Consider the following 19,802-nt stretch of genomic DNA (forward strand, 5'->3'; position numbering starts at 1 on the left):
TTCGAGCCCATGGAGACCGCAACTCCGGCGGACGTCAGCGCCGCCCTCGAAGAGATCCTGCGCGACGACCTGAACGTCGATCTGAGCCGCGTCACCCGCGAATCCCGGCTGGTCGACGACGTGGGCCTGGACTCGGTCGCGTTCGCCGTCGGGATGGTCGCCATCGAGGACAAACTCGGCGTCGCGCTGTCCGAGGAAGACCTGCTTACCTGCGACACCGTCGGGGACCTGGAGAACGCCATCCTGGCCAAGGTCCCGGCCAAGACGGCGGAGTGAACGCGCTCGCCGAGGCGCTCACCCGGTCGCTGACAGCCTCGACGCGTCACCTGGTGGTGCTCAACACCGAGCGCGCCGAATGGACCCGTCACCCCTGGACCGAGGTGCACGCCCGCGGGCTGGCGGTCGCCGACCGCCTGCTGGAACAGCCCGACGGCGCCGTCGGGTTGGTCGGCGAGCCGACCGTCGAGTTCGTCGCCGGCATCCACGGCAGCTGGCTGGCCGGCCGGGCCATCTCGATCCTGCCCGGACCGGTGCGCGGCGCGGACATCGACCAGTGGGCGCAATCGACGCTGAGCCGCTTCACCGGAATCGGCGTCACCACGGTGCTCAGCCACGGCGCGACGCTGGCCCCGCTGCGCGAACACCCCACCGCCGCTGCGGTGCTCGACGTGACCGCCCTCGCCCAGCCCGGCAGCGCCACCCCCGATCTGCCGGCGACGGCCACCGGCGGGGTGCTGCAGGGCACCGCCGGATCCACCGGGACCCCGCGCACCGCCGTGCTCTCGCCGGAGGCGGTGCTGGCCAACATCACCGGATTGCTTCAACACACCCGGGTGGACGGCGCCACCGAAGTCGGCCTGAGCTGGTTGCCGCTGTATCACGATATGGGCCTGTCGTTCCTGCTCAGCGGCGCCCTGAGCGGATCCGATATGTGGCTGGCACCCACCTCCGCCTTCGCCGCATCGCCGTTCCGCTGGCTGAACTGGCTGTCGGAGGCCCGCGCGACCATGACCGCAGCCCCGAATTTCGCCTACAACGTGCTGGGCAAGTACGGCCGACGCGTGTCCGGAATCGACCTGAGCGCACTGCGTTTCGCGCTCAACGGCGGTGAGCCCATCGACTGCGACGGCTTCGCCGCCTTCCTCACCGAGATGGCCCGCTTCGGCCTGGACTCCGGCGCGGCGTCACCGTCCTACGGCCTGGCCGAAACGACCTGCGCGGTCACCACCCCTATTCCCGGCGAGGGCCTGCGCTACGACGAGATCCTCGACCCCGCCACGGGTTCGGCGCGCAAGCACGCTGTCCTCGGCGCGCCCATCCCGGGCATGGAGCTGCGGCTCGCGCCCGTCGAGCAGGAGCAGTTCGGCCTGCCCGGCCGCGAGGTCGGACAGGTCGAGATCCGCGGCGCTTCGATGATGTCGGGATATCTCGGCCAAGACCCGTTGACGCCCGGAACCTGGTTCCCCACCGGCGATCTCGGCTACCTCTCCGACGGCGGCCTGGTGGTCTGCGGCCGGGTCAAGGAACTCATCACCGTAGCCGGACGCAACATCTTCCCCACCGAGGTCGAGGCCGTCGCCGCGCAGGTGCGCGGGGTCCGAGAGGGCGCGGTGGCCGCAGTCGGCGCCGACGGGCTGCGCCAGGGCTTGATCATCACCGCCGAGTTCCGCGGGCCCGACGAGGCCGGCGCCCGCGGCGAACTCGTCCAGCGGGTTGCCTCCGAATGCGGAATCGTTCCGGCCGACGTGGTTTTCGTCGCGCCGGGCACCCTGCCGCGCACCTCGTCGGGCAAACTCCGGCGGTTGCAGGTCAAACAGGAATTGGAGCAGGCGCGGTCATGACGGCTTCCACCGAGGTCACCTTCGCCGACTACCGGCAGCTGCTGGACGAGGTGTTCGATGACCGGGTCACCGCCTGGACCGCCGAAGCCGAGACCAGCGAGCGCTTCCCTCGCAAACTGATCGAATACCTGGGCAGCTCAGGCGTTTTCGCCGCCAAGTGGGGATCTGGGCAGCATCCCGATGTCGCCCGGCTGCTCGAGCTGGCCTACAAACTCGGCCATCTCGGCTCGGCGGGCATCGGCGTCGGCGTCAGCCTGCACGATTCGGCCATCGCCATCCTGCGCCGATTCGCGAAATCCGACCACCTCAAAAGCATCGCCGAGGCCGCCATCCGCGGCGAGGCGGTGCTCTGCATCGGGGCGTCGGAGGAGTCCGGCGGCTCGGACCTGCAGATCTGCGAGACCGAAGTCCGTTCCGCGCGCGGCGGTTACGAGATCCGCGGCCAGAAGAAGTTCGTCTCACTGTCCCCGATCGCCGACTACGTGTTGACGGTGGCACGAAGCGTCGACCACGATCCGAACAGCCGGCACGGCAGTGTGCTGCTGATCGCGGTGCCGCTGGACCAGACCGAGGTGCAGACCCCCTACCGCAAGGTCGGGGCCGGCCCGCTGGACACCGCCGCCGTGCACATCGACACCTGGGTGCCCGAGGACGCGTTGATCGCCCGCGCCGGCACCGGGCTGGCCGCCATCTCCTGGGGGCTGGCGCACGAGCGGATGTCCATCGCCGGGCAGGTCGCCTCCTCGTGTCAGCGGGTGCTGGGGGTGACCCACGCCCGGATGGTCAAGCGCCGCCAGTTCGGTTCGACGCTGTTCGAGCACCAGGCGCTGCGGATGCGGATGGCCGATCTGCAGGCCCGGGTGGACCTGCTGCGCCATGGACTCAATGGCATTGCCGCGCAACAGAAGCTGGATCTGCGGACCGCCGCCGCGGTGAAGGTGACCGCGGCGCGCCTCGGCGAGGAGGTGCTCTCGGAGTGCATGCACATCTTCGGCGGGTCCGGCTATCTGGTCGATGAGACGCCGCTCGGCCGGTGGTGGCGGGACATGAAGCTGGCCCGGGTGGGCGGCGGCACCGACGAGGTGTTGTGGGAGCTGGTGGCCGCGGCGATGAAGCCGGACTTCGACGGCTACGACGAGCTGATCAAGCCTTAGGACGTCGGCCGGGGCAGCGCGTAGAGCGCCATCTTCCGGTTCGACATCTGGTGCTCGCCGAGGAACTCACAGCCCGCCCACTCGCAGAGTCGGCGAGCCCCGGTGTTGCGATGGTCCGGGTCGAACATGATCCGCCGGCAATCGGGGTCCAGCGCGAACAGCGCGGTGGTCAGCTTCGGCAGCATCAGCGGCGCGAAACCCCGGTTGACGGAACGCAATTCGGCGATCGCCGCGTGAATGCCCAGATCGTGCGGGTCGGCGTCATAGCGCGGTGCGATGGAATCCTTTGCGGCGCGGTAGATCTCGATGTAACCGTGCGGCTCACCGCGGAAGCTTCCGAGATACGGCCGGGAGTACTGTCCGGCCAACTGCGCCTTCAGGTAGCCGCGCCAACGCTCGACCGGCCACGCTGACTCCCACGCCTCGACCAGATGCGGTCGGTTCATCCACTCGGCGATCAACTCGGCGTCGACGTCCGGGTTCACGCCGACCAGTCCGTACGGATCGGCCAGGGTCGGGACCGGCGGCGCGGAAACGGCCCTGACCTCTGCGGACAGATCGGTCAGTTCGCGCGGCAGCACCGGCAGCGTCGCGCCGGAAACGGGCTCAGTCATCTCGGGGCCCGAGCCTACCGGATAGGTAAGGCTAGGGTTACTTGGCCGAAGGGTTCAGCGGGTCAGCACGGTCAACAGCACCGCGGAGTCCTCCACCGCGTCCAGCGAGTGCCGGGCGTCGGGGATGGTCAACAGATCGCCTTCGACGCCTTCCACGCTGTCGTCGCCGGCGTTGAGCCGGACCCGGCCGCGCAGCACCTGCAGGGTGGCCTCCCCCGGGCTGTCGTGCTCGGCGAGCCCGGTGCCGGCGGTCAGCGCGAGCAGGGTCTGGCGCAGATGACGCTCATGGCCGCCGTGCACCGTCTGAGCCGATCGACCGTTGCCGGCTTGGCCCGCCGCCGCCAGTTGCTCGTCGATCACCGTGGACAACGACACCGATTCCATGCTCATGCTCCTCTGCCGACCGGCCGCGTCGTTGCGACCCCCATCTCATGTTAGGACGAGCCGTTACGCCGGTTTCGGGCCCGTCGGCGTCATGATGGGATCCATGGACGACGACCCCGTGGAGGTGCTGCGGCGCTGGGAGGACAGCGGCGCGTACTGGCGGGTCGCCACTCGCTGGCAGGACACCGTCACGATCGCGCTGTTGCGCTGCGATGGCGAGGAGGTCGACCATTTCACCTCCTCGGACCCGCGGCTGCTGGCGTTCCTCGGCGAGCGTGGCCAATGAGCCGGGTCCTGCTGCTGAGGGTGGCGGCGGTTGCGCTGAGTGTGGCCGGCTGTGCGAGCGCCCCGCCGGCCGAGCAGCCGTCGTCGTCGAGTCCGGCGCCGAGCGCGACGGCGGCGCCGAGCGCGCCACCGTCGCCCGTCGTCCCGGCCACCCGGAGTGTCCGCTGGGTGGATCTGCAGCCCGGGGACTGCCTGACCGACCCGCCGCCGCAGGACCCGTCGGTGGTGCAGGTGACGGTCATCGACTGCGCCGCCCCGCACGCCGCGGAGGTGTTCGGCCGGACCGGACTGAAGGTGAACACCGCGCTGGCCGACGTCGCCGACGCCGCGTGCTCGGCGGAGTTCGCCGGCTACACCGGCGCGTCGCTGGCCGGATCGGGTTACTCGGTCACCTATCTGATCGACTCGGACCAGAACCGGCGGGCCGATGTGGCCGAACCCAGCGCGCTGATCTGTGTGCTGTCCGACCCGGCCGGCGCGACGCTGACCGGCTCAGCGGCCCGCTGAGGTCAGCAGGCCTCCATCCCGGTCGCCCGGATGTGGCGGAGAAATACCGAGTTCACGTACGCGCCGTTGTCCATCCGGTACCACAGCGAGCTGGGCCGCCGGCCCGCGTTGGCGGCCTCTTCGCCGATCACGTGGCAGTCCAGCTCGACGACGTCGCCGTTGTCCAGCGGCTCGGGCATCAGCGCCGGCGCCTCGGCATAGGGCGCGTTGCGCTGGATCAGTTGGCAGGGCTCGTCGTCGCAGACGACGGCGACGACGCCGCTCCAGTCGTCGGGATCGACCGATGACGGCGCCGCCGAGGTGGGTTGGGCCGGCGCCGGATCGGCCGACGGCTGCGCCGGTTCGGGCGCCCACGGCCCGGCCTTGGTCAGGTACAGCACCAGCACCACCGTCGCGATCACGATCAGCGGAACGGCCGCCAGCAACGCCCACTGGGGCGCCTGGCGTGGCCGTTTGGCCGCCGGCGCCATCATGGTCGCGTTCGCGTCGGCCGGCTCGTCGTCGATCTCGTCGGGCCAGGTCGGGGACGCCTGCGGACCGGCGGCCAAGATCGGCGACGACGACTGGCTCGACGCCGGCCGGGGCGACAGCACGTGCCCCGACGCGGCCTGGAAGGAGCCGGAGTCTTCGGGCAGACCGGCCAGCGCGCGGGCGAACGCCGTGCAGTTGCGGTAACGGTCGTCGGGCTCTTTCGCCAATCCGCGGGCCAGCACGACGTCGAGCTCGGCCAGGTCCGGCCGGAAGGTCGACAGCGGCGGCGGTTCGACGCCCAGATGGCTGCCGATCACCGCGGCCGGGTTGGATTCGGTGAACAGCGGCTGGCCGGTCAACAGGTGGAACACCGTCGCCGCCAGCGAGTACTGGTCGGACCGGCCGTCGAGGTCGGCGGCCATCAGCTGTTCGGGCGAGGTGTAGTGCACGGTGCCGACGGTGAGGTTGGCCGCGGTCAGCCGGTCCTTGTCGTCGATCCGCCGCGCGATGCCGAAATCGGTCAGCATCACCCGGTACTGGTCCTCGCCCATTTGGCTGACCAGGATGTTCGCCGGTTTGACGTCGCGGTGCAGCAGCCCCTGACTGTGCGCGTAATCCAGCGCCGCCCCGATGCCGAGCGCGATCTCGGTGACCATCACCAGCGGCATTCCGCCGGGATAGTTGGACTCCAAGTAGCGTCCGGCGTCGATCCCGCCGGCGTACTCCATCGACACCCACAGCACGCCGTCCTCGGTCTCGCCGCGGTCGTGGACGCCGACGATCTGCGGGTGGGTGAGCGCGGCGGCCATGTCGACTTCGCGCAGGAACCGCGCCCGATACTCCGCATCCGACGAAACCTTGGAGCCCAGGACTTTCAGCGCTTCGCGGCGCGGCAGCCGAGGATGGCTGACCAGGTATACCTCGCCCATTCCACCGGCGCCCAGCAACCGGATGACGGTGAACCGGCGAACTCGTCGCCTTTCTCCAAGGGCACCCCGCGATGGTACTCGCGGAGACCCCGTCGGGCCGGGCCGAAAGCGAAACTCACAGGCCAGACGCACCTCGGCCGGCTCAGCGCCGGGCCGACACCAACACGTTGCTGGCCACGATCACCGCGATGCCGACCCATTCGTGAACCGCGAGCTGCTGGCGCAGCAACAACCAGCCCGCCAGCGCCGCCCACACCGGGTTGATGCTGGTGAAGACACCGAACATGTGCGTGGACACCCGGCGCAGCGCCATCAGGTCAGTGATGTAGGGCACCACCGAGGCCCCGATCGCGCAGGCCGCGGCCAGCGCCAACGCGGCCGGGGTGGGCGGATGCCCGATGAACCAGATCACCGCGATCGGCGCCCACAGCGCCGCGGCCAGCAGGCTCGCCACCGCGGGTCCCTGCAGGCCGGGCAGCTGTCGCCCGGCGGACCGGTTCAGCAGCACGTAGCAGCCCCAGGCCGCCGCGGCCAGCAGCGCCAACCCGACGCCGACGACGTCGGTGCTCGGGCCCGGATTGGTCAGCACCACCACGCCGATCCCGGCCAGCACGGCGCAGCCGATATCGGCGCCGCGCCGCGAACTAGCGACGGCGACGGTCAGAGGGCCGAGGAACTCCAGGGTGACCGCCAGCGCGAGCCCGATCCGCTCGACGGCCGCGTACAGGCTCACGTTCATGACGCTGAACACGGCGACCAGCCCGAGGATCGGCAGCCATTGCTGGCGGCTCAGGCCGCGGAAGCGGGGGCGGACGATCGGGGCCAGCACCGCGGCGCTGACGAGTTGGCGAACGGCGACCACCCCGACCGGTCCGATCACCGGAAACGCCATCGCGCCCAGCGCCGCGCCGGTCTGGTTCGCCGCCGAGCTGGTCAGCATCAGCGCGACGCCGACACCGCGCCGCTGCTCCTGCCGGTCGGCCGCGAGGGTGCTGGTCACGGTTGCCACGCTAAGCCCTGAACCAGCATAAACCTATTGCATATTTTGGCAGAGCTATACGATCTGGTTATGGATTGGACCCTGCGTGAACTGCGGTTTTTCGTGACCGCCGCGGACGCCGGATCATTCACCGACGCCGCGTCCCAATTGCACGTCTCCCAGGCCGCGGTGTCGCGAACCATCGCCGGGCTGGAGAAGACCGTCGGCGCCCAACTGCTGCGCCGGGTGCCCCGCGGCTGTGAGCCGACCTCCACCGGAGGTCAGATCCTGCCGCACGCGCGCCGGGTGTTGGCAGAGGCGCAGAGCTTCACCGAATTCCTCACCTCGCGGCACGGGGTGCTGCGCCTCGGGTACGCCTGGGCGGCCGTCGGGCGGCACACCGCAAGACTGCAGCGGGACTGGGCCGCGCGCCACCCGGACATCGAACTGCAGTTGATCCGGCACAATTCACCCAGCTCTGGACTGGCCGAGGGGCTCTGCGATGTCGCGATCACCCGGCGACCCGTCGACGACGCCCGGTTCGACGCGGTGATCGTCGGGCTGGAACGACGGCTCGCCGCCTTCGCCTCCGACGACCCGCAGTGGTCCCGACGCCGCCAGCTGCGGATGGACGATTTCGCCGACCGCACCATCGTCATCGATCCGCGGGTCGGCAACACGAGCGCCCGGCTGTGGGCGCACTCGGAGCGTCAGCCGCAGTTCATCGAGTTCACCGAGACCGACGTCTGGCTGGACTTGATCGCCGCGGGCCGCGCGGTCGGCACCACCGCCGAGGCCACCGCGCACCACCACCCGCGCCCGGGCGTGACGTACCGGCCGATCACCGACGGCCCGCGGATTCCGGTGACGCTGATCTGGTGGCACGACCACCGGCCGCGCGGCCTCGACGAACTCGTCGACGCGCTGACCCAGCTGTACGCGACGGGCTAACTGAGCACGCGCATCCACTGCCGGGCCAGCCCGGCGACCCAGGCCTCGGCGGCGAGGGGGTCCGCCGGCGGGCTGTCGACCAGCACCAACTGGTCGACGCCGACGTCGGCGAGGCGGCGCAGGTCCCCCGGCTCGGGATCGCGCAGGGACACCGCCAGCCGCAGATCGCCCCGGTCGCGGCCGGCTTCGCGGCACAGCCGCCGCAGCGTGGAGGTGCAGACCGCGGCCTCCTCGACGTCGGCCAGTTGGAAGCCGTACCAGCCGTCGCCCCAGGCTGCGACCCGACGCAGCGAATCCTCGTCGTTGCCGCCGAGGATCACCGGGATGAACCGCCGGTCGTCGCGCCACATCGCCCGGATGGTGGCCACGTACTCCGCGAACCATTCCTCGTGCTGGTCGAACGGCATACCCAGCGAGCTGAACTCGGCCAGCCGCCGGCCCACCCCGACGCCCAGCGCCAGTCGGCCGTTGGACAGCCGGTGCAGCGACGCCGCCTGACGGGCGACGATGACCGGGTTGCGCTCCGGCAGCGGCAAAACCCCGGTGGCCAGCTCGATGGTGTTGGTGGCCGCGGCGACGAAGCTCAGCGTGACGAACGGGTCGAGCCAATCCGGCGGGAAGTCGTCGTGCTCGCCGAGTTGGTCGCCGGCCCAGATGGTGGCGAATCCCGTTCGTTCGGCGGCAGCGGCCACCGCGTCGATCACGGTCCGTTCGGCGCCCGTGCCGATGCCCAGCGCGTGCAGTCCGACATCCACGCGCAGAAGCATCGCAGGTCAACCCACCCCGCCGGGCGACGATCCGATTGCGTTATGGCAACGGACAGCCGGAATCTAATCCCTGGAGTTCACGTTGATAGAAGCGCTATGATGAAACGTCCTGCCGAACCATCGGTGGGGCGGTGCGAGGGGCTGACAGGTTTCGACTTCGCGCATCGAATCAAGGGAAGCGTGCCGGTGCAGGCAAGAGACCACCGTAAGCGTCGTTGCAACCAATTAAGCGCCGATACCAATCAGCGCGACTACGCTCTCGCTGCCTAAGCGAAGCTAGTCCGTCAGACCGGGACCGCCCTCGACCCGGACCCTGGCGTCATCTAGAGGGATCAACCGTTGAATCCGGTCGCGGGATTCAACGGGACACCCAACAGCGACTGGGATCGTCATCTCGGCTCGTCCGCAAGACCGAGAGATCCAAGTAGAGGCAAGGCGGACTGCGCACGGAGAAGTCTTGAGGGAATGCCGTAGGACCCGGGTTCGATTCCCGGCAGCTCCACCGATAGAACACAGATAACTTCATATTCGAGACCTCCTTGCCGACGAGCAAAAGTGTCATACCCCTGCGGTACGACTGGATGCACAGGCGGTAAGGAGGTCTCTGCATGCGGATAGTCATGGTCCGGAGAAGCGCTCGCGAGGGCGAAGTTCTGCAAGCTCCCGATGGCGTGACAACGCTCCCATGGTCGTCGGTTGTGCAGGCGCTCGACCGGCAGGACATCCCGGACGGCCTTCCGTTCATCGTCGATGACGACGGCTCACTGACCGGCTGCGACCGACTCAACACCTACCTGCTGACCGCATGGCGTCAACGCGCCTACGACCTCGACAGCCTGCGGAGCTTTCACGCCTACCATCTCGCTCGGTTGCTGCGGTTCGTACGCCAGCGCCGCGGCGGGGAATTGGTGGACCTCACCGCCACCACGACTGAGGATCTGACCGCTTACCGGGATGCCCGCCAGCAGGAAGTCCTGGACAGCACGCTGGCTACCGAATTTGGCTGCTTCTCCTCGTTCTTCTACTACGCCGCCCAGATCGGCTGGATGGAGAAAGACCCGATCCCGCGCTGGGGCCGCAACAACCGCAACACTCTCATTTCCCACAAACATCGCGAGCGTAGAGCGCGATTCCTCAAGGCGGCCCAGACCAAGCACTTCCTCGAGGTCGGCCTGCGCGGTGACGGCTCCGACCCCGCGGGTGCGCCCGCCTACCCCGAACGCGACTACGTGTACGGGCTGCTACTGGCAACCACCGGCCTCCGACGCGAGGAGTGCGCGCTTCTCCTCGACGCCGAGGTTCCGGCCCCCGAAACGATGGGATCCGAGTCCATCCAGGTCTTCGACCGGCTCGGCAAGAAGCAGGTGGTCCGATCCATCTACATCACCGCACAGGTAGCCCACGCCACCGACCTCTACCGCCGGACGGAACGGCACCGCGTCGTAAAGGCGGCCCAACGCAGCCTCCGCGCCAAGATTCGTGACGGCTCTCTGCTGGTGGTCGATGAGCTTCCCCCGAAATCGTGGAGGGTTCCTTATGCCGCTTCCGGCTTGGTGTTGGCTTCCCTGATTTCGTAGTCGACGGGCGATAACCCGTCTGCGGCACTGTGCCGGCGTTGGTGATTGTAGAAAGTGTGACACCAATCCATGACCACTGGACGCGCATCCACAATATCATGAAAACGGTTGCGGGACAGCACTTCCCACTCCAGCGATGAGAAGAACGATTCCGCGACCGCGTTGTCGAAACATGATCCCACCCGACCCATCGACTGCCGGATCCCCAGCTTCCGGCACGTCTTGGCGTACAACTTGGAGGTATAGACGCTGCCCCGGTCGCTGTGGAAAATCACCCGCTGACCAGGATCTTCACGCCAGATCACCGCCCGGCCGCCGCGGACCGCCACGGCCATCTTGATCGCCGCGCACGCCAACTCGGCGTCCGGACGCAGGCCCATCGCCGACCCCAGCAGCCGCCGGCCAAACAAATCGATCACGGTGGCCAAGTAGCACTTCTGACCCGACTCCGTCGGAATCTCGGTGATATCGCCCACCCATTTCTGATTCGGCCGATCGGCGCTGAACTTCCGTTTCACCAGGTCAGGGAACTTCGGCGCCGACGGATCCTGAACCGTCAGGCACCGCCGCCGGCGGATCCGCCGCGCCACCAACCCCTGACGGCGCATCGAATCGGCCACCGTCTTCTCCGAGACCGCCCACCCCTCATCACGCAGGTCTGCGACCAACCGCGGTGACCCGTGCAATTCCCGGGCTTTGCCGAACGCCTCCTTGACCGCGGCGTCACGCTCAGCACGGCGGCGCTCCCGCTCAGTGTGCACACCGTCGGGGTCATCCGCGCGGGCGATCCACTTATAGAACCACGCCAGACTCACCCCCAGCAGAGCGCACGTGATCGTATGCGGCACACGGTATTTGGTCCTCTGGTCAGCGACAAAGCGTGCCACGCTCACTTCGTCGCCTCCTTCACCCACAGGACCACGGATCGCTTGAGGACATCACGCTTTATCTTCAGCCGCCGTCAGGGATCCCGGTGTGATCATGGTTGTTGCGTCGTGGACAGTGTCTTCGACGTAGTTGTCCGGCTGGCGCGGATTTGGCCGTGGAGATGGGCAATTTGACTGCGGAGTCGGTGGTTATCCTCATCGAGTTCCCGGATCCGTTGGTGAGCGAGGGTAAGCCGTTGCCGTAGCGATGCGTCACTGGCGGGTTGGGGAGATTTCGTGGGGTGGCCGGGCGCGGGCGGGCGTCGGGCACGGATCCTGCGGATTTCGTCTTTGAGGTCGGTTTGGGTGTAGAGCCAGGATCGTGAGACATCGGCGCGGTCGGCCACGGCCTGGAAACTGATCGCGGCGCCGGCCCGGTCGAGGTCATGTAGGGCGGCGATCGCTTTGGCTCGGGTCTGTTCATGGCGCTGCTTGGCCGCGGCGACAAGGTGAGAGCTGTTGTCAGCACGCATGTTTCGGGTCCTTCGGGGCGGATTCGAGTGCGGTGATGATGGTGTCGAGGTTGGCCAGCACGGTGCGGTTAGTCTGGGCCATCCGTTGTTGGCCGCGGGCTTCGGCGGCGGTGATCAATTGCAGGGTCTGGGTGCGTTGAGCGTGGTGCTGAGGCAGGAATTCGGGGGTGGTGATGAATACCGGGCAGGTCAGGCACGCGTTGGCGTGCGGGCAGGACTTCTGCAGTGGGAGACCGCAATACCCGTTGGGCAGTGTCATTTTCGCTCGGGCGAGGTTGTGGTTCATCCACTCGGCATCGCCGAGCAGCCCGTCGCCGCTGGTGTCGACGGGCTGGCCGTGGATATCAATTTTGCGAGCACGTTCCCACTGGGCACGGATTGTGGTGTCGGCCAGGCGGGCATATCGGGCGGTCATGGTGTGGCTGGTGTGATCGAGCAGCCTGCGGACGACTTCCTGGGAGACGTCGTTGTTGATCAGCCGGGTGGCGTAGGTGTGTCGGAATTGGTGCGGTGTGACTCTGACTGGGCGACCGAGTTCGTCGATGACAGCGATGTCGGCCAGCCATTGCCTCAGGCGCAGATCGAACGTCCCGGGCCCGATGGGGTGGCGGCCGTGGGGATTGGCATGGGTGCGCGTGATCAACACCGTGGAGTCGGGATGCTTTGTCAGGGTTCGTTGTTGCTGTTCTGCGATGGCTGCGGCGAGACGGTCGTCGATGGGCACGATGGCTTCACGGCGCATCTTGTGGTTGCGGTAACGCAAGTACGTCGCCCCGGCGGCGTCTGGGATAAGACAGTCGATGTTCAGCCGTGTGGCATCGCCGATCCGCAGCCCAGCGCCGATGAGGATATCGATGAGCAGCCGGATGCGCGGGTCAGCGATGCGATCGAGGTTCTCCGGGGTTTCGAGCTGGTTCATCACGAACTCCGGGATTGCTCGTGAGGCTGAGGACTGTTCGAGCTTGGGATGGTCGTCGGGATAGAGATCAGCATCGACGGGCAAACTTGCCCAACGGTGTTGGCGCACTCCGCGAAGGAATCCAGTCACCGCGCCGATGTCGCCGTGGCGGGTCTTGGTGTGGGGAACCTCGACTGCGAGGGCGGCCAGATAGGCCTCCAGCGCGGGCCGCGTCAGCGCTGCTGGGCTGTTCGAATCGCTTAGACCTGGTGTCAGCCGGGATAGCCGCAGAAGCGATATGTGGTCCTTGCGGACCTGCCGAAGTCCAATCCCACACGACAGCCGCCACCGGCACCAGCGTTTGACCAGGCCGCGTAGCCAGGTCGGTTGGATCGGTGTGAAGTCGAGTCGAGCGCCGTGGCCCGCCCCGGGGATTGCCAGCCGCCGCAGCAGCCACACGTCTTGGGGATACTCGGCGTCCCATCCGGTGCCGTCACGCAGGTCGAGCAGGCAGTCGATAGCGTAGCTGAGGAACGCCCGCCCGGTGCTAATCACCTTGGCGGGCAAGCCTTCTTGCCAACACGCCAGCGATTGGTCCAGCAGCGACACCTCACCGGATTCGGCGAGATGGTTCACCAACGGTTGGATCGCCCGCGGCGGGGTGCGTGCCCGCTCGCCGTCAACACGGCACTGCAATGCGTACTGGATCTCCACGCGCAGTCGCGGTGGCAGGGATCGCAAGTCGAATCGGTCCTCGCCGTAGTCAGCGCAGTATGCGATGAACTCCGTCGTCGACGGGCGCCCGCGCTGACGCCAACGAACGTGGTGGGAGCGGCACCAACCAGCATCGAGCTCAGACCACAACCCGCAGCCAGTCACCCCACACACCGCCGCAGCGGCCGCCACGGGCGGTGTCCAGGACGCCAGATCGGGACGGTCGGCACTGTCCCATTGGCGGGAATGCCGGTAGCACAAGTGATATCGGTGCTGACCGTATCCGCAGCCGACCACCGCGCAAATCTTCAACGGACGACGCCCGGCCACCATCGGGTCCGCTGAGCACGCCCAGTCCGCGAGGCCGGGGCGCCCCTGGATCGTCCAACGGCGATAATGCGGCTGACACAATCTGTCGTAGCTGGTCGAGCGAACACATCCGGCAACAACACATGCCGGGGTGCCCAGGATCGGATCGCCGATCGTAGGCACCAACACCTCAACCTGGAACTCAGGCCTCACCGCGGCGGCCAGCCTCTCGGCGAATCCACTCACACCGACCGCCGTGGATCGTGCCGCCGGTGTGCTCATCACAGTCCGCTGCCGTGATCGAGAACGCCTGCGGCCACGAGCGCTCGGCGAGCGTCCGCCACGCTCAGGTGCGAATACGTGTCACCGGTCGTGGCGATCGAGGCGTGTCCGAGCAACTTGCTGACCACCTCGACCGCGACTCCACGACGCAGCAGGCTCGTCGCGTATGTATGACGGAATACGTGCGGGGAAAACCGGATTCCTGTCCTGGAACGAAGCCGCAGCGTCAAGTCGTGAACGCTGCGGTAGGTCATCGGCGCCCCCACCGGATCGGCCCACAGATTGACGAAGACATAATCGCTATCGAGATCGCCGTACTCGACATGCAGGTAATCGCAATACATGCGAATCAGACGGCCCGGCACCGGAACTTGACGCGAACCGGACTTGGCCCGCGCCCCATTGGTATTCGCCCGGCCCACCACCGACACCACGCACGCAGCGGCGTCAATGTCCTCATGGCGCAATCCCAGAGCCTCCCCAATACGCAGCCCGGTCTCGGCCAGCACAGTGAACAACAACCGGTCCCGCAGCCGCTCGCACGACTCCAGCACCGCCGCCACCTGCTGCTCATCCAGTGTCGACGGCAACTGCTTGTCGGCGCGCAACCGGATCCTGCTGGTCCGCTCCGGTCGAGAACCCAAGTGCGCCAACAAAGGCCGCCACGAGCTACCGCCAGACCTGCGTCGCTGCCACGTCACCAAAAGATCACCCAGATCGACACCGTGACGCTGATGGAACTCATAGAACGCCGACACCGCCGACAGTTTCCGGTTCACCGTGGCCTCTGAGCACCCCGCCGACGCCAGGGTCGGCAGCGCCACCACGTTAGGCACATCCCGACTCTCTGGCCCCAGTCTCAGCCAGGCGACGAACCGGCCCACATCCTCCAGACGCACATTCGACCACACCAGACCCGCCCGGGCACAAAACGCGAACCAGTCCCGAAGATCATGGGCATACGCACGCACGGTGTTGACGGAGCGTTCCACCGCATGCAGATGAGCCAGGAACGCCTCGACCGGCTCCACCGTGCACGCATCGGCACCCACCACCGTCCACGATTCCAGATCGCCGAACGGCATCACCACCCGCTGCACCACGTAACCCGGCGAGGGCGTCATGGACACTAAAGATAACCGGTCCACGACGAAATACCCTGAGCCTCAAAGGGTGTGTCGACTACATCAAAGACACCCAACCAATGGGCTGTAGATAACACGCTCCATCCGCAGCTCAGCGACCTCACCGCGCAGGCGTTTGAGCTCCTCGACATCGTCGCGGCTCAACTCCCCACGGCCCTCCCGGGCCTCCCGGTCCCGAGTGACCCAATTGCCCAAGGTGCCCTCGTTGACCCCCAGATCCCGAGCGACCTGGGCAATCGGCTTACCCGTCTCATGAACGATCCGAACAGCTCCTTCACGGAACTCCCGGTCGTACTTCTTCCGTTTCTCTGACATCGCTACTCCTTATAGCTGATGCCTCTACGGTCTCGGGGGAAGGTCACGACGACCTAATCGAGCGGCGGGGAAAGCTCTACGTCGCCATCGGATCCCAGCGCATTCCACTGGTCCGGTTCACCAACAAGGACCGGGCCAAAGCCGTCCGGCTCCTCGATGACGGCACCATCGACCCACTCGCGTTGTTCGTATCCCGCAGCGGACTCCCACCCGGACTCGAACGCTGGAACCAACTCTTCGCCGACGCTCGCGAACGAGTCCGCCACTCCGGCCACCGAGACCAGCCGCCCCGCCACGTTCACGTCACACCTCACACGATGCGACATTCTTACGCGGTCCGGATGCTGGCCGCGCTCATGAAGGAAGGACGACAGCGCGCCGGAGACGCCTACCTGCTGCTGGCAAACCCCGTACTGACCGTCAAGGAACTCCTCGGCCACGCCAGCGTCCAGACCACCATGCACTACCTCCACGCCGCAGGCACATGGACCGAAGACGTTCCGGCCGCCCTCGCGGGAACCGCAGCCGACGTCGTAGGACATACCGATGACGACCCCGGCCCCGACCCCGAGACCATCGAGGACGACTGGGATGAGCCCGACGTTGGCCCCGATGCCGGAGACGTTCAGTGAGGGGCTCCTACTCGACCCCCGACGTGCCCGCGAATTCTGCGACACCGTCGGCGTCGAACGATGGCCGGTTCACCTTCGAGTGGGCCGTGTACAGCGACACACTGACCTACACCATTGACCCCTCGACGTTTGAGACACCGGTTATCGCAGCCGAACTCGCAGGGACTTGGCTCGAGGTGCTTACTGAGTTCGGGCGCATGGAGTACTCACTCACGTCAGGGCTTCTGAGCTTCTTGCGGTCGATGGGTACGCTACCGCTGACCGACGATCAGAAGACCGCATTCGCGTTGCGGGACTTGCGCCGGGCACATTTGGACCTGTGGGAACTCAATATGCTGGCTAGTCACCGAGAAGCGAAATCAGACACCGCCTATCGCAAAGTCGTCCACGTCTTCGCCCTCCTTCGACGGCACGAGGATGACCACCCCGGCACGCTTCATGAACAGATCGCCGATCGGTTGGCGCGACAACCGCGCTTATGGCACCACCGCAACGACGGACTGCCGCCGCTGAGCGAGCAGGAGACCCGCGCATGGCGCCGATGGGCTTACCAGAAGGCGAAAAATGCTCTGTCCCAGCCGGACCGAGGCATTACCGACATCGACGTCCAGACCGCCACACACGTACTGCTCAGCCTCGCAACCGGCGAACCGCCTGAGGTGCTCCGCGCCCTGACCGTTCACGACATCGAAGCCACTACCACGGCCGAAGCAGAGGACTCGGTGTCCACGCTGTCGCCGATAGACAGACTCCGCTATCTCGCCGAGAACGACCTCATCGACCTGCTCCGCGTCCGATACACCAAGAACCGCGCACACGAAACGTACGACGAGGTGTACGCCCGCCGTGACACCGCTCCATTCACCGCGTTTCGCTGGGCCGTGATGCTCAACGCAGCCGCCCGCGCCGAATCTGATAACCCCTCATTGATCCTGATGGAGGATGTTCATGGGAGAGTGAAGCAACCACCTTGGCAGCGCCTGGCTTACCGGCTATCTGAGATTGCCGCGCGGAACAGCCTTCCGCTATCGGGTCCGAACCAATGGGCACGGCTGCGCAAGGTTGCCACCACCCGCGAAGTGCTCGCCGACCCCAAGTCCTACCTGGCTAACGGGCGCCGCCACTCCGCGAAGACCTTCTTCGGCCACTACACCAACAGCACTGTTCTCCGCGCCGAAGCCGGCCGCATCCTCATCGACAGCGTCAACGACATATTCGACAGCGCTATCAACGGTCCGACCATCGTTAGCCCGGACGCTGAGCAAGCCATCCGAGCCGGTGCAGACGCGCCCGGCCTCGACCAGGACACCGCCAGCGCTCTAGTTGCCGGCCAACTCGACGGACCACACACCGGATGCCGCAATCCTCTCGACAGCCCCTACGAGAAGAAAGGAACGGTCTGCACCAAGTCCATCACCGGCACCTGCTTCGCGTGCCCCAACGCGCTCATCACGCTGCACCACCTGCCGGCTGCCCTCGCGATCCAGGACATGACACATCCCGATCGCGCCGCCGACCCGGAAACCTGGCAGACGCACTGGAAACCGATCTACGACACCATCACTGAGGTGGTCCTGCCGACCTTCACTCCCGAGCAGGTCAAGCACGCCCGCCAGCAAGCGAACCTGACACCGATCGACGCAGGCATTCTCAACGACATGCGTGGCGTCCCGGAAGCACCGGCATCGTGACGGCCAGAAGATCCCCGCGAGAATCCCCAGCATTGTGGAGGAACCCCTTCACCGCGGAGGTGCGCGTCTGGCCCCATCTTGCCGGCGGCCCGCAATACGGCGACGACCCATGGGATCTCGCCCTTGTGGCCAACCGGGTCAACATGGCAGAGCGCTACATTCACTTCGCCAGCGCTCCGGATGTGCACCGCATGACCGTCAAGAACATCCTCATGACGGTCGCAGCCCCCGACCGCGAAGTCGTCGTAGAGGCGGGCGTCATCCGCCGCGGCGACGGAACACCACCAGCAGGGCTATACGACTGCTTTCGCAAGCTCGTCGTCATCGCCAAGTGGTCCGAGGACAACGGAACCGCCCGCTTCGCCGACTGGACTCAAGCCGACGCCGATCGTTTCCTCGATGACCTCCGCACTGGCCAGCACCGCGCGGGCGGCGTCGGACTCACCGCGACGAGTATCCGTGGGTACGTCACCACCTTGCGGTTGCTGCGAGAGTGCCAGGCAGTTCTGCCCGATGCGCTTTCCTTCTTCCCCTGGGCGGGCCGCAGCGCTTCCAGCGTCAGCGGTGAAGTCACGCACACCGAGAACACCACGCCGCCCCTCCCGTGGGAGACCTGGGCGCCGCTCATCACCGCATCATGGGTAATCGTCGACCGATTCAGCGATGACATCATCGCCGCGACCGATACTCGAGCTGCGCTTCCGAAGGAGCCACGAGGACCAGCTGGAGCCAACGCGTACAACGCCTTGCTCGACTGGACGGAGCAGCGCGGTCTGTTACCCCTGCATACCGGGTTCGGCCGCACCAAACATCAACGAGGAGAGCCGAATACGACACTGCTAGAAAAACTCCTCGGCATCAACGCCAACGTCCTCAACCGGGCGAGCCACCAGTACATGCCGGACGCCACGGCACTAATCGCAACCGCTGCGGCCGACCCGCAGCGGGCGACTTTCGGAGGACTGCACGTGCCGACTGCCGTCGTCTCCCACCCGGACGGGACAAGCAGCCCGTGGGTGGAGGAGTTGGGCCTCGGTGAAACCGAGTATCTCGAAAGCGTGCTCCGCGCTGCTTGCTACATCCTGATCGCCAGTCTTACCGGCATGCGCGACAGCGAGATCCAGGAACTGACATGCGACAGTCACACCACCAAGGACGGACTCGCCGCGCTCCGCAGCATCCAGCACAAGGGCAACGACCATCCTGACGGTGAGCGCCGAACGTGGTGGGCACCCAGACCTGTCATCCGGACCGTCGAGGTGCTGGGCGAACTCACAAGACACGACACGCATCTGTTCGCCCGCCGCAGTGGCAACGCTGGCTCCTACGCCCCGAATCGCGACATCGCCAGGCTCATCGCGTTCGTCAACGATGACCCCGCCCAACGACCAGGACGCGGTCGGGGACTCGGGCTGGAACACATCGCGATCCCGAACGGCCAGGCCGTCAACGCAACCTCCCTCCGACGTGCGTTCAGTGTCTTCGCCACCACCCGCCCCGGAGCGGAACTCGGATTGGGAATCCAACTGGGACACAGCGCATGGCGGATGACCACCGGCTACATGAGTGACGGACAACAACGGGCCGTACGCCTCATGGACGACGAACGCAAACGCGTCCTGCACAGCGACGCCGCCGCCCTGCTGCAGGCGGATAGTCCCGTGGCAGGGCCGGCAGCTCACCACGTGACCGGATTCCGCGCACAGATCATCACCAACTCTGACCGCGCCGATCGCCTCACCGCAACGCTAGCCGAGCGACTTCACCTGGGGCTCACCAATGACTGCATGTGGAACCCGGCAACCAGTAGCTGCGGCGGCGACCGCCCAAAACTCGGCGACCACGTGTGCGTCGGCGTCGACTGCACCAACGCCCTACTGCGCTCTGCACATGTCGGCGTGATCGCCAGTGCCATCGACCGCATCGACACTGACCTTCCCCCGAGACCGTAGAGGCAT

Annotated in this window: 21 protein-coding genes and 1 other RNA gene; 11 read left to right on the forward strand and 11 right to left on the reverse strand. The window is 66.8% G+C overall.

Going from position 1 to position 19,802, the window contains the following annotated elements; all coding sequences use genetic code 11:
- The first annotated feature begins 9 nt into the window (after positions 1-9).
- The 3 genes from L2Z93_RS13535 to mbtN are packed head-to-tail and all read left to right on the forward strand — an operon-like array spanning position 10 to position 2,995.
- Positions 10-276 (forward strand): mycobactin biosynthesis acyl carrier protein MbtL, encoded by a 267-nt coding sequence (locus L2Z93_RS13535; RefSeq protein ID WP_090586251.1) that lies wholly within the window; start codon positions 10-12, stop codon positions 274-276.
- A complete protein-coding gene (gene mbtM / locus L2Z93_RS13540) occupies positions 273-1,841 on the forward strand; it encodes a long-chain-fatty acid--ACP ligase MbtM (RefSeq protein WP_090586256.1) in 1,569 nt (522 codons plus the stop codon). Before L2Z93_RS13535 ends, mbtM begins: the two co-directional genes overlap by 4 nt.
- Positions 1,838-2,995 (forward strand): mycobactin biosynthesis acyl-ACP dehydrogenase MbtN, encoded by a 1,158-nt coding sequence (gene mbtN, locus L2Z93_RS13545; protein ID WP_090586260.1) that lies wholly within the window; start codon positions 1,838-1,840, stop codon positions 2,993-2,995. Before mbtM ends, mbtN begins: the two co-directional genes overlap by 4 nt.
- Here mbtN and L2Z93_RS13550 read toward each other — a convergent pair.
- Positions 2,992-3,609, reverse strand: a complete 618-nt coding sequence (locus L2Z93_RS13550; protein ID WP_090586262.1) for a GNAT family N-acetyltransferase — start codon at positions 3,607-3,609, stop codon at positions 2,992-2,994. The two genes, mbtN and L2Z93_RS13550, sit on opposite strands and share 4 nt — an antisense overlap.
- 54 nt (positions 3,610-3,663) lie before the next feature.
- Positions 3,664-3,993: a cupin domain-containing protein gene (locus tag L2Z93_RS13555; protein ID WP_090586265.1), complete on the reverse strand. Its 330-nt coding sequence runs from the start codon at positions 3,991-3,993 to the stop codon at positions 3,664-3,666.
- Positions 3,994-4,096: 103 nt separating this feature from the next.
- Here L2Z93_RS13555 and L2Z93_RS13560 point away from each other — a divergent pair, with 103 nt between their 5' ends.
- Both L2Z93_RS13560 and L2Z93_RS13565 read left to right on the forward strand, forming a co-directional pair.
- Positions 4,097-4,279: a hypothetical protein gene (locus L2Z93_RS13560; RefSeq protein WP_090586309.1), complete on the forward strand. Its 183-nt coding sequence runs from the start codon at positions 4,097-4,099 to the stop codon at positions 4,277-4,279.
- Positions 4,276-4,785, forward strand: coding sequence for a hypothetical protein (locus L2Z93_RS13565; protein WP_234786013.1), 510 nt, complete (start codon positions 4,276-4,278; stop codon positions 4,783-4,785). The genes L2Z93_RS13560 and L2Z93_RS13565 overlap by 4 nt, the downstream gene beginning before the upstream one ends.
- A gap of 2 nt (positions 4,786-4,787) precedes the next feature.
- Here L2Z93_RS13565 and L2Z93_RS13570 read toward each other — a convergent pair whose 3' ends face one another.
- Both L2Z93_RS13570 and L2Z93_RS13575 read right to left on the reverse strand, forming a co-directional pair.
- Positions 4,788-6,185 (reverse strand): serine/threonine protein kinase, encoded by a 1,398-nt coding sequence (locus L2Z93_RS13570; RefSeq protein ID WP_202971907.1) that lies wholly within the window; start codon positions 6,183-6,185, stop codon positions 4,788-4,790.
- Positions 6,186-6,327: 142 nt separating this feature from the next.
- Positions 6,328-7,185 (reverse strand): EamA family transporter, encoded by an 858-nt coding sequence (locus L2Z93_RS13575; protein ID WP_306439053.1) that lies wholly within the window; start codon positions 7,183-7,185, stop codon positions 6,328-6,330.
- A gap of 69 nt (positions 7,186-7,254) precedes the next feature.
- On the opposite strand from L2Z93_RS13575, the gene L2Z93_RS13580 reads away from it, so the two are divergent.
- Positions 7,255-8,115 carry a LysR family transcriptional regulator gene (locus tag L2Z93_RS13580; RefSeq protein ID WP_090586268.1) on the forward strand — a complete coding sequence of 287 codons (861 nt, stop codon included), beginning with the start codon at positions 7,255-7,257 and terminating at the stop codon, positions 8,113-8,115.
- On the opposite strand, the gene L2Z93_RS13585 is transcribed toward L2Z93_RS13580, so the two are convergent.
- Entirely contained in the window at positions 8,112-8,870 is a 759-nt protein-coding gene (locus tag L2Z93_RS13585) for an LLM class flavin-dependent oxidoreductase (RefSeq protein ID WP_090586322.1), read from the reverse strand. The two genes, L2Z93_RS13580 and L2Z93_RS13585, sit on opposite strands and share 4 nt — an antisense overlap.
- A gap of 149 nt (positions 8,871-9,019) precedes the next feature.
- Here L2Z93_RS13585 and ssrA point away from each other — a divergent pair.
- Positions 9,020-9,387: a transfer-messenger RNA gene (ssrA, locus tag L2Z93_RS13590) on the forward strand.
- Positions 9,388-9,580: 193 nt separating this feature from the next.
- A complete protein-coding gene (locus L2Z93_RS13595) occupies positions 9,581-10,459 on the forward strand; it encodes a site-specific integrase (protein WP_234786014.1) in 879 nt (292 codons plus the stop codon).
- Here the strand turns inward: L2Z93_RS13595 and L2Z93_RS13600 are convergent.
- The 6 genes from L2Z93_RS13600 to L2Z93_RS13625 form a co-directional block, all read right to left on the reverse strand.
- Positions 10,417-11,352: an IS3 family transposase gene (locus L2Z93_RS13600; protein WP_090586328.1), complete on the reverse strand. Its 936-nt coding sequence runs from the start codon at positions 11,350-11,352 to the stop codon at positions 10,417-10,419. The two genes, L2Z93_RS13595 and L2Z93_RS13600, sit on opposite strands and share 43 nt — an antisense overlap.
- An 86-nt stretch (positions 11,353-11,438) precedes the next feature.
- Positions 11,439-11,858: a DUF6262 family protein gene (locus L2Z93_RS13605; RefSeq protein ID WP_090586336.1), complete on the reverse strand. Its 420-nt coding sequence runs from the start codon at positions 11,856-11,858 to the stop codon at positions 11,439-11,441.
- Positions 11,848-14,061, reverse strand: coding sequence for a tyrosine-type recombinase/integrase (locus tag L2Z93_RS13610; RefSeq protein WP_099541440.1), 2,214 nt, complete (start codon positions 14,059-14,061; stop codon positions 11,848-11,850). Before L2Z93_RS13610 ends, L2Z93_RS13605 begins: the two co-directional genes overlap by 11 nt.
- Positions 14,061-15,185 (reverse strand): tyrosine-type recombinase/integrase, encoded by a 1,125-nt coding sequence (locus tag L2Z93_RS13615; RefSeq protein WP_090586342.1) that lies wholly within the window; start codon positions 15,183-15,185, stop codon positions 14,061-14,063. Before L2Z93_RS13615 ends, L2Z93_RS13610 begins: the two co-directional genes overlap by 1 nt.
- Positions 15,186-15,248: 63 nt before the next feature.
- The gene (locus L2Z93_RS13620) at positions 15,249-15,521 is read right to left on the reverse strand and encodes a transposase (protein ID WP_090586346.1); all 273 of its coding nucleotides are present in this window, start codon (positions 15,519-15,521) and stop codon (positions 15,249-15,251) included.
- Between the two features lie 53 nt (positions 15,522-15,574).
- Positions 15,575-15,823: a hypothetical protein gene (locus L2Z93_RS13625; RefSeq protein WP_234786297.1), complete on the reverse strand. Its 249-nt coding sequence runs from the start codon at positions 15,821-15,823 to the stop codon at positions 15,575-15,577.
- Positions 15,824-15,838: 15 nt separating this feature from the next.
- Between L2Z93_RS13625 and L2Z93_RS13630 the strand changes: the two genes are divergently transcribed.
- The 3 genes from L2Z93_RS13630 (at position 15,839) to L2Z93_RS13640 (ending at position 19,796) form a co-directional block, all read left to right on the forward strand.
- Positions 15,839-16,153 carry a hypothetical protein gene (locus L2Z93_RS13630; RefSeq protein ID WP_234786296.1) on the forward strand — a complete coding sequence of 105 codons (315 nt, stop codon included), beginning with the start codon at positions 15,839-15,841 and terminating at the stop codon, positions 16,151-16,153.
- Positions 16,154-16,239: 86 nt separating this feature from the next.
- Positions 16,240-17,844, forward strand: a complete 1,605-nt coding sequence (locus L2Z93_RS13635; protein WP_234786295.1) for a hypothetical protein — start codon at positions 16,240-16,242, stop codon at positions 17,842-17,844.
- Between the two features lie 32 nt (positions 17,845-17,876).
- Entirely contained in the window at positions 17,877-19,796 is a 1,920-nt protein-coding gene (locus tag L2Z93_RS13640; RefSeq protein WP_234786294.1) for a hypothetical protein, read from the forward strand.
- The last annotated feature ends 6 nt before the right edge of the window (positions 19,797-19,802 follow it).

The organism is Mycolicibacterium brumae (assembly GCF_025215495.1).
Lineage (GTDB): Bacteria > Actinomycetota > Actinomycetes > Mycobacteriales > Mycobacteriaceae > Mycobacterium > Mycobacterium brumae.

Coding starts and splice junctions, on each gene's coding strand:
- L2Z93_RS13620 (WP_090586346.1), bottom strand. CDS start 15,521: ATGTCAGAGAAACGGAAGAAGTACGACCGGGAGTTCCGTGAAGGAGCT.
- L2Z93_RS13580 (WP_090586268.1), top strand. CDS start 7,255: ATGGATTGGACCCTGCGTGAACTGCGGTTTTTCGTGACCGCCGCGGAC.
- mbtN (WP_090586260.1), top strand. CDS start 1,838: ATGACGGCTTCCACCGAGGTCACCTTCGCCGACTACCGGCAGCTGCTG.
- L2Z93_RS13610 (WP_099541440.1), bottom strand. CDS start 14,061: ATGAGCACACCGGCGGCACGATCCACGGCGGTCGGTGTGAGTGGATTC.
- L2Z93_RS13570 (WP_202971907.1), bottom strand. CDS start 6,185: ATGGGCGAGGTATACCTGGTCAGCCATCCTCGGCTGCCGCGCCGCGAA.
- L2Z93_RS13535 (WP_090586251.1), top strand. CDS start 10: ATGGAGACCGCAACTCCGGCGGACGTCAGCGCCGCCCTCGAAGAGATC.
- L2Z93_RS13550 (WP_090586262.1), bottom strand. CDS start 3,609: ATGACTGAGCCCGTTTCCGGCGCGACGCTGCCGGTGCTGCCGCGCGAA.
- L2Z93_RS13630 (WP_234786296.1), top strand. CDS start 15,839: ATGCGACATTCTTACGCGGTCCGGATGCTGGCCGCGCTCATGAAGGAA.
- L2Z93_RS13555 (WP_090586265.1), bottom strand. CDS start 3,993: ATGGAATCGGTGTCGTTGTCCACGGTGATCGACGAGCAACTGGCGGCG.
- L2Z93_RS13615 (WP_090586342.1), bottom strand. CDS start 15,185: ATGACGCCCTCGCCGGGTTACGTGGTGCAGCGGGTGGTGATGCCGTTC.
- L2Z93_RS13565 (WP_234786013.1), top strand. CDS start 4,276: ATGAGCCGGGTCCTGCTGCTGAGGGTGGCGGCGGTTGCGCTGAGTGTG.
- L2Z93_RS13605 (WP_090586336.1), bottom strand. CDS start 11,858: ATGCGTGCTGACAACAGCTCTCACCTTGTCGCCGCGGCCAAGCAGCGC.
- L2Z93_RS13560 (WP_090586309.1), top strand. CDS start 4,097: ATGGACGACGACCCCGTGGAGGTGCTGCGGCGCTGGGAGGACAGCGGC.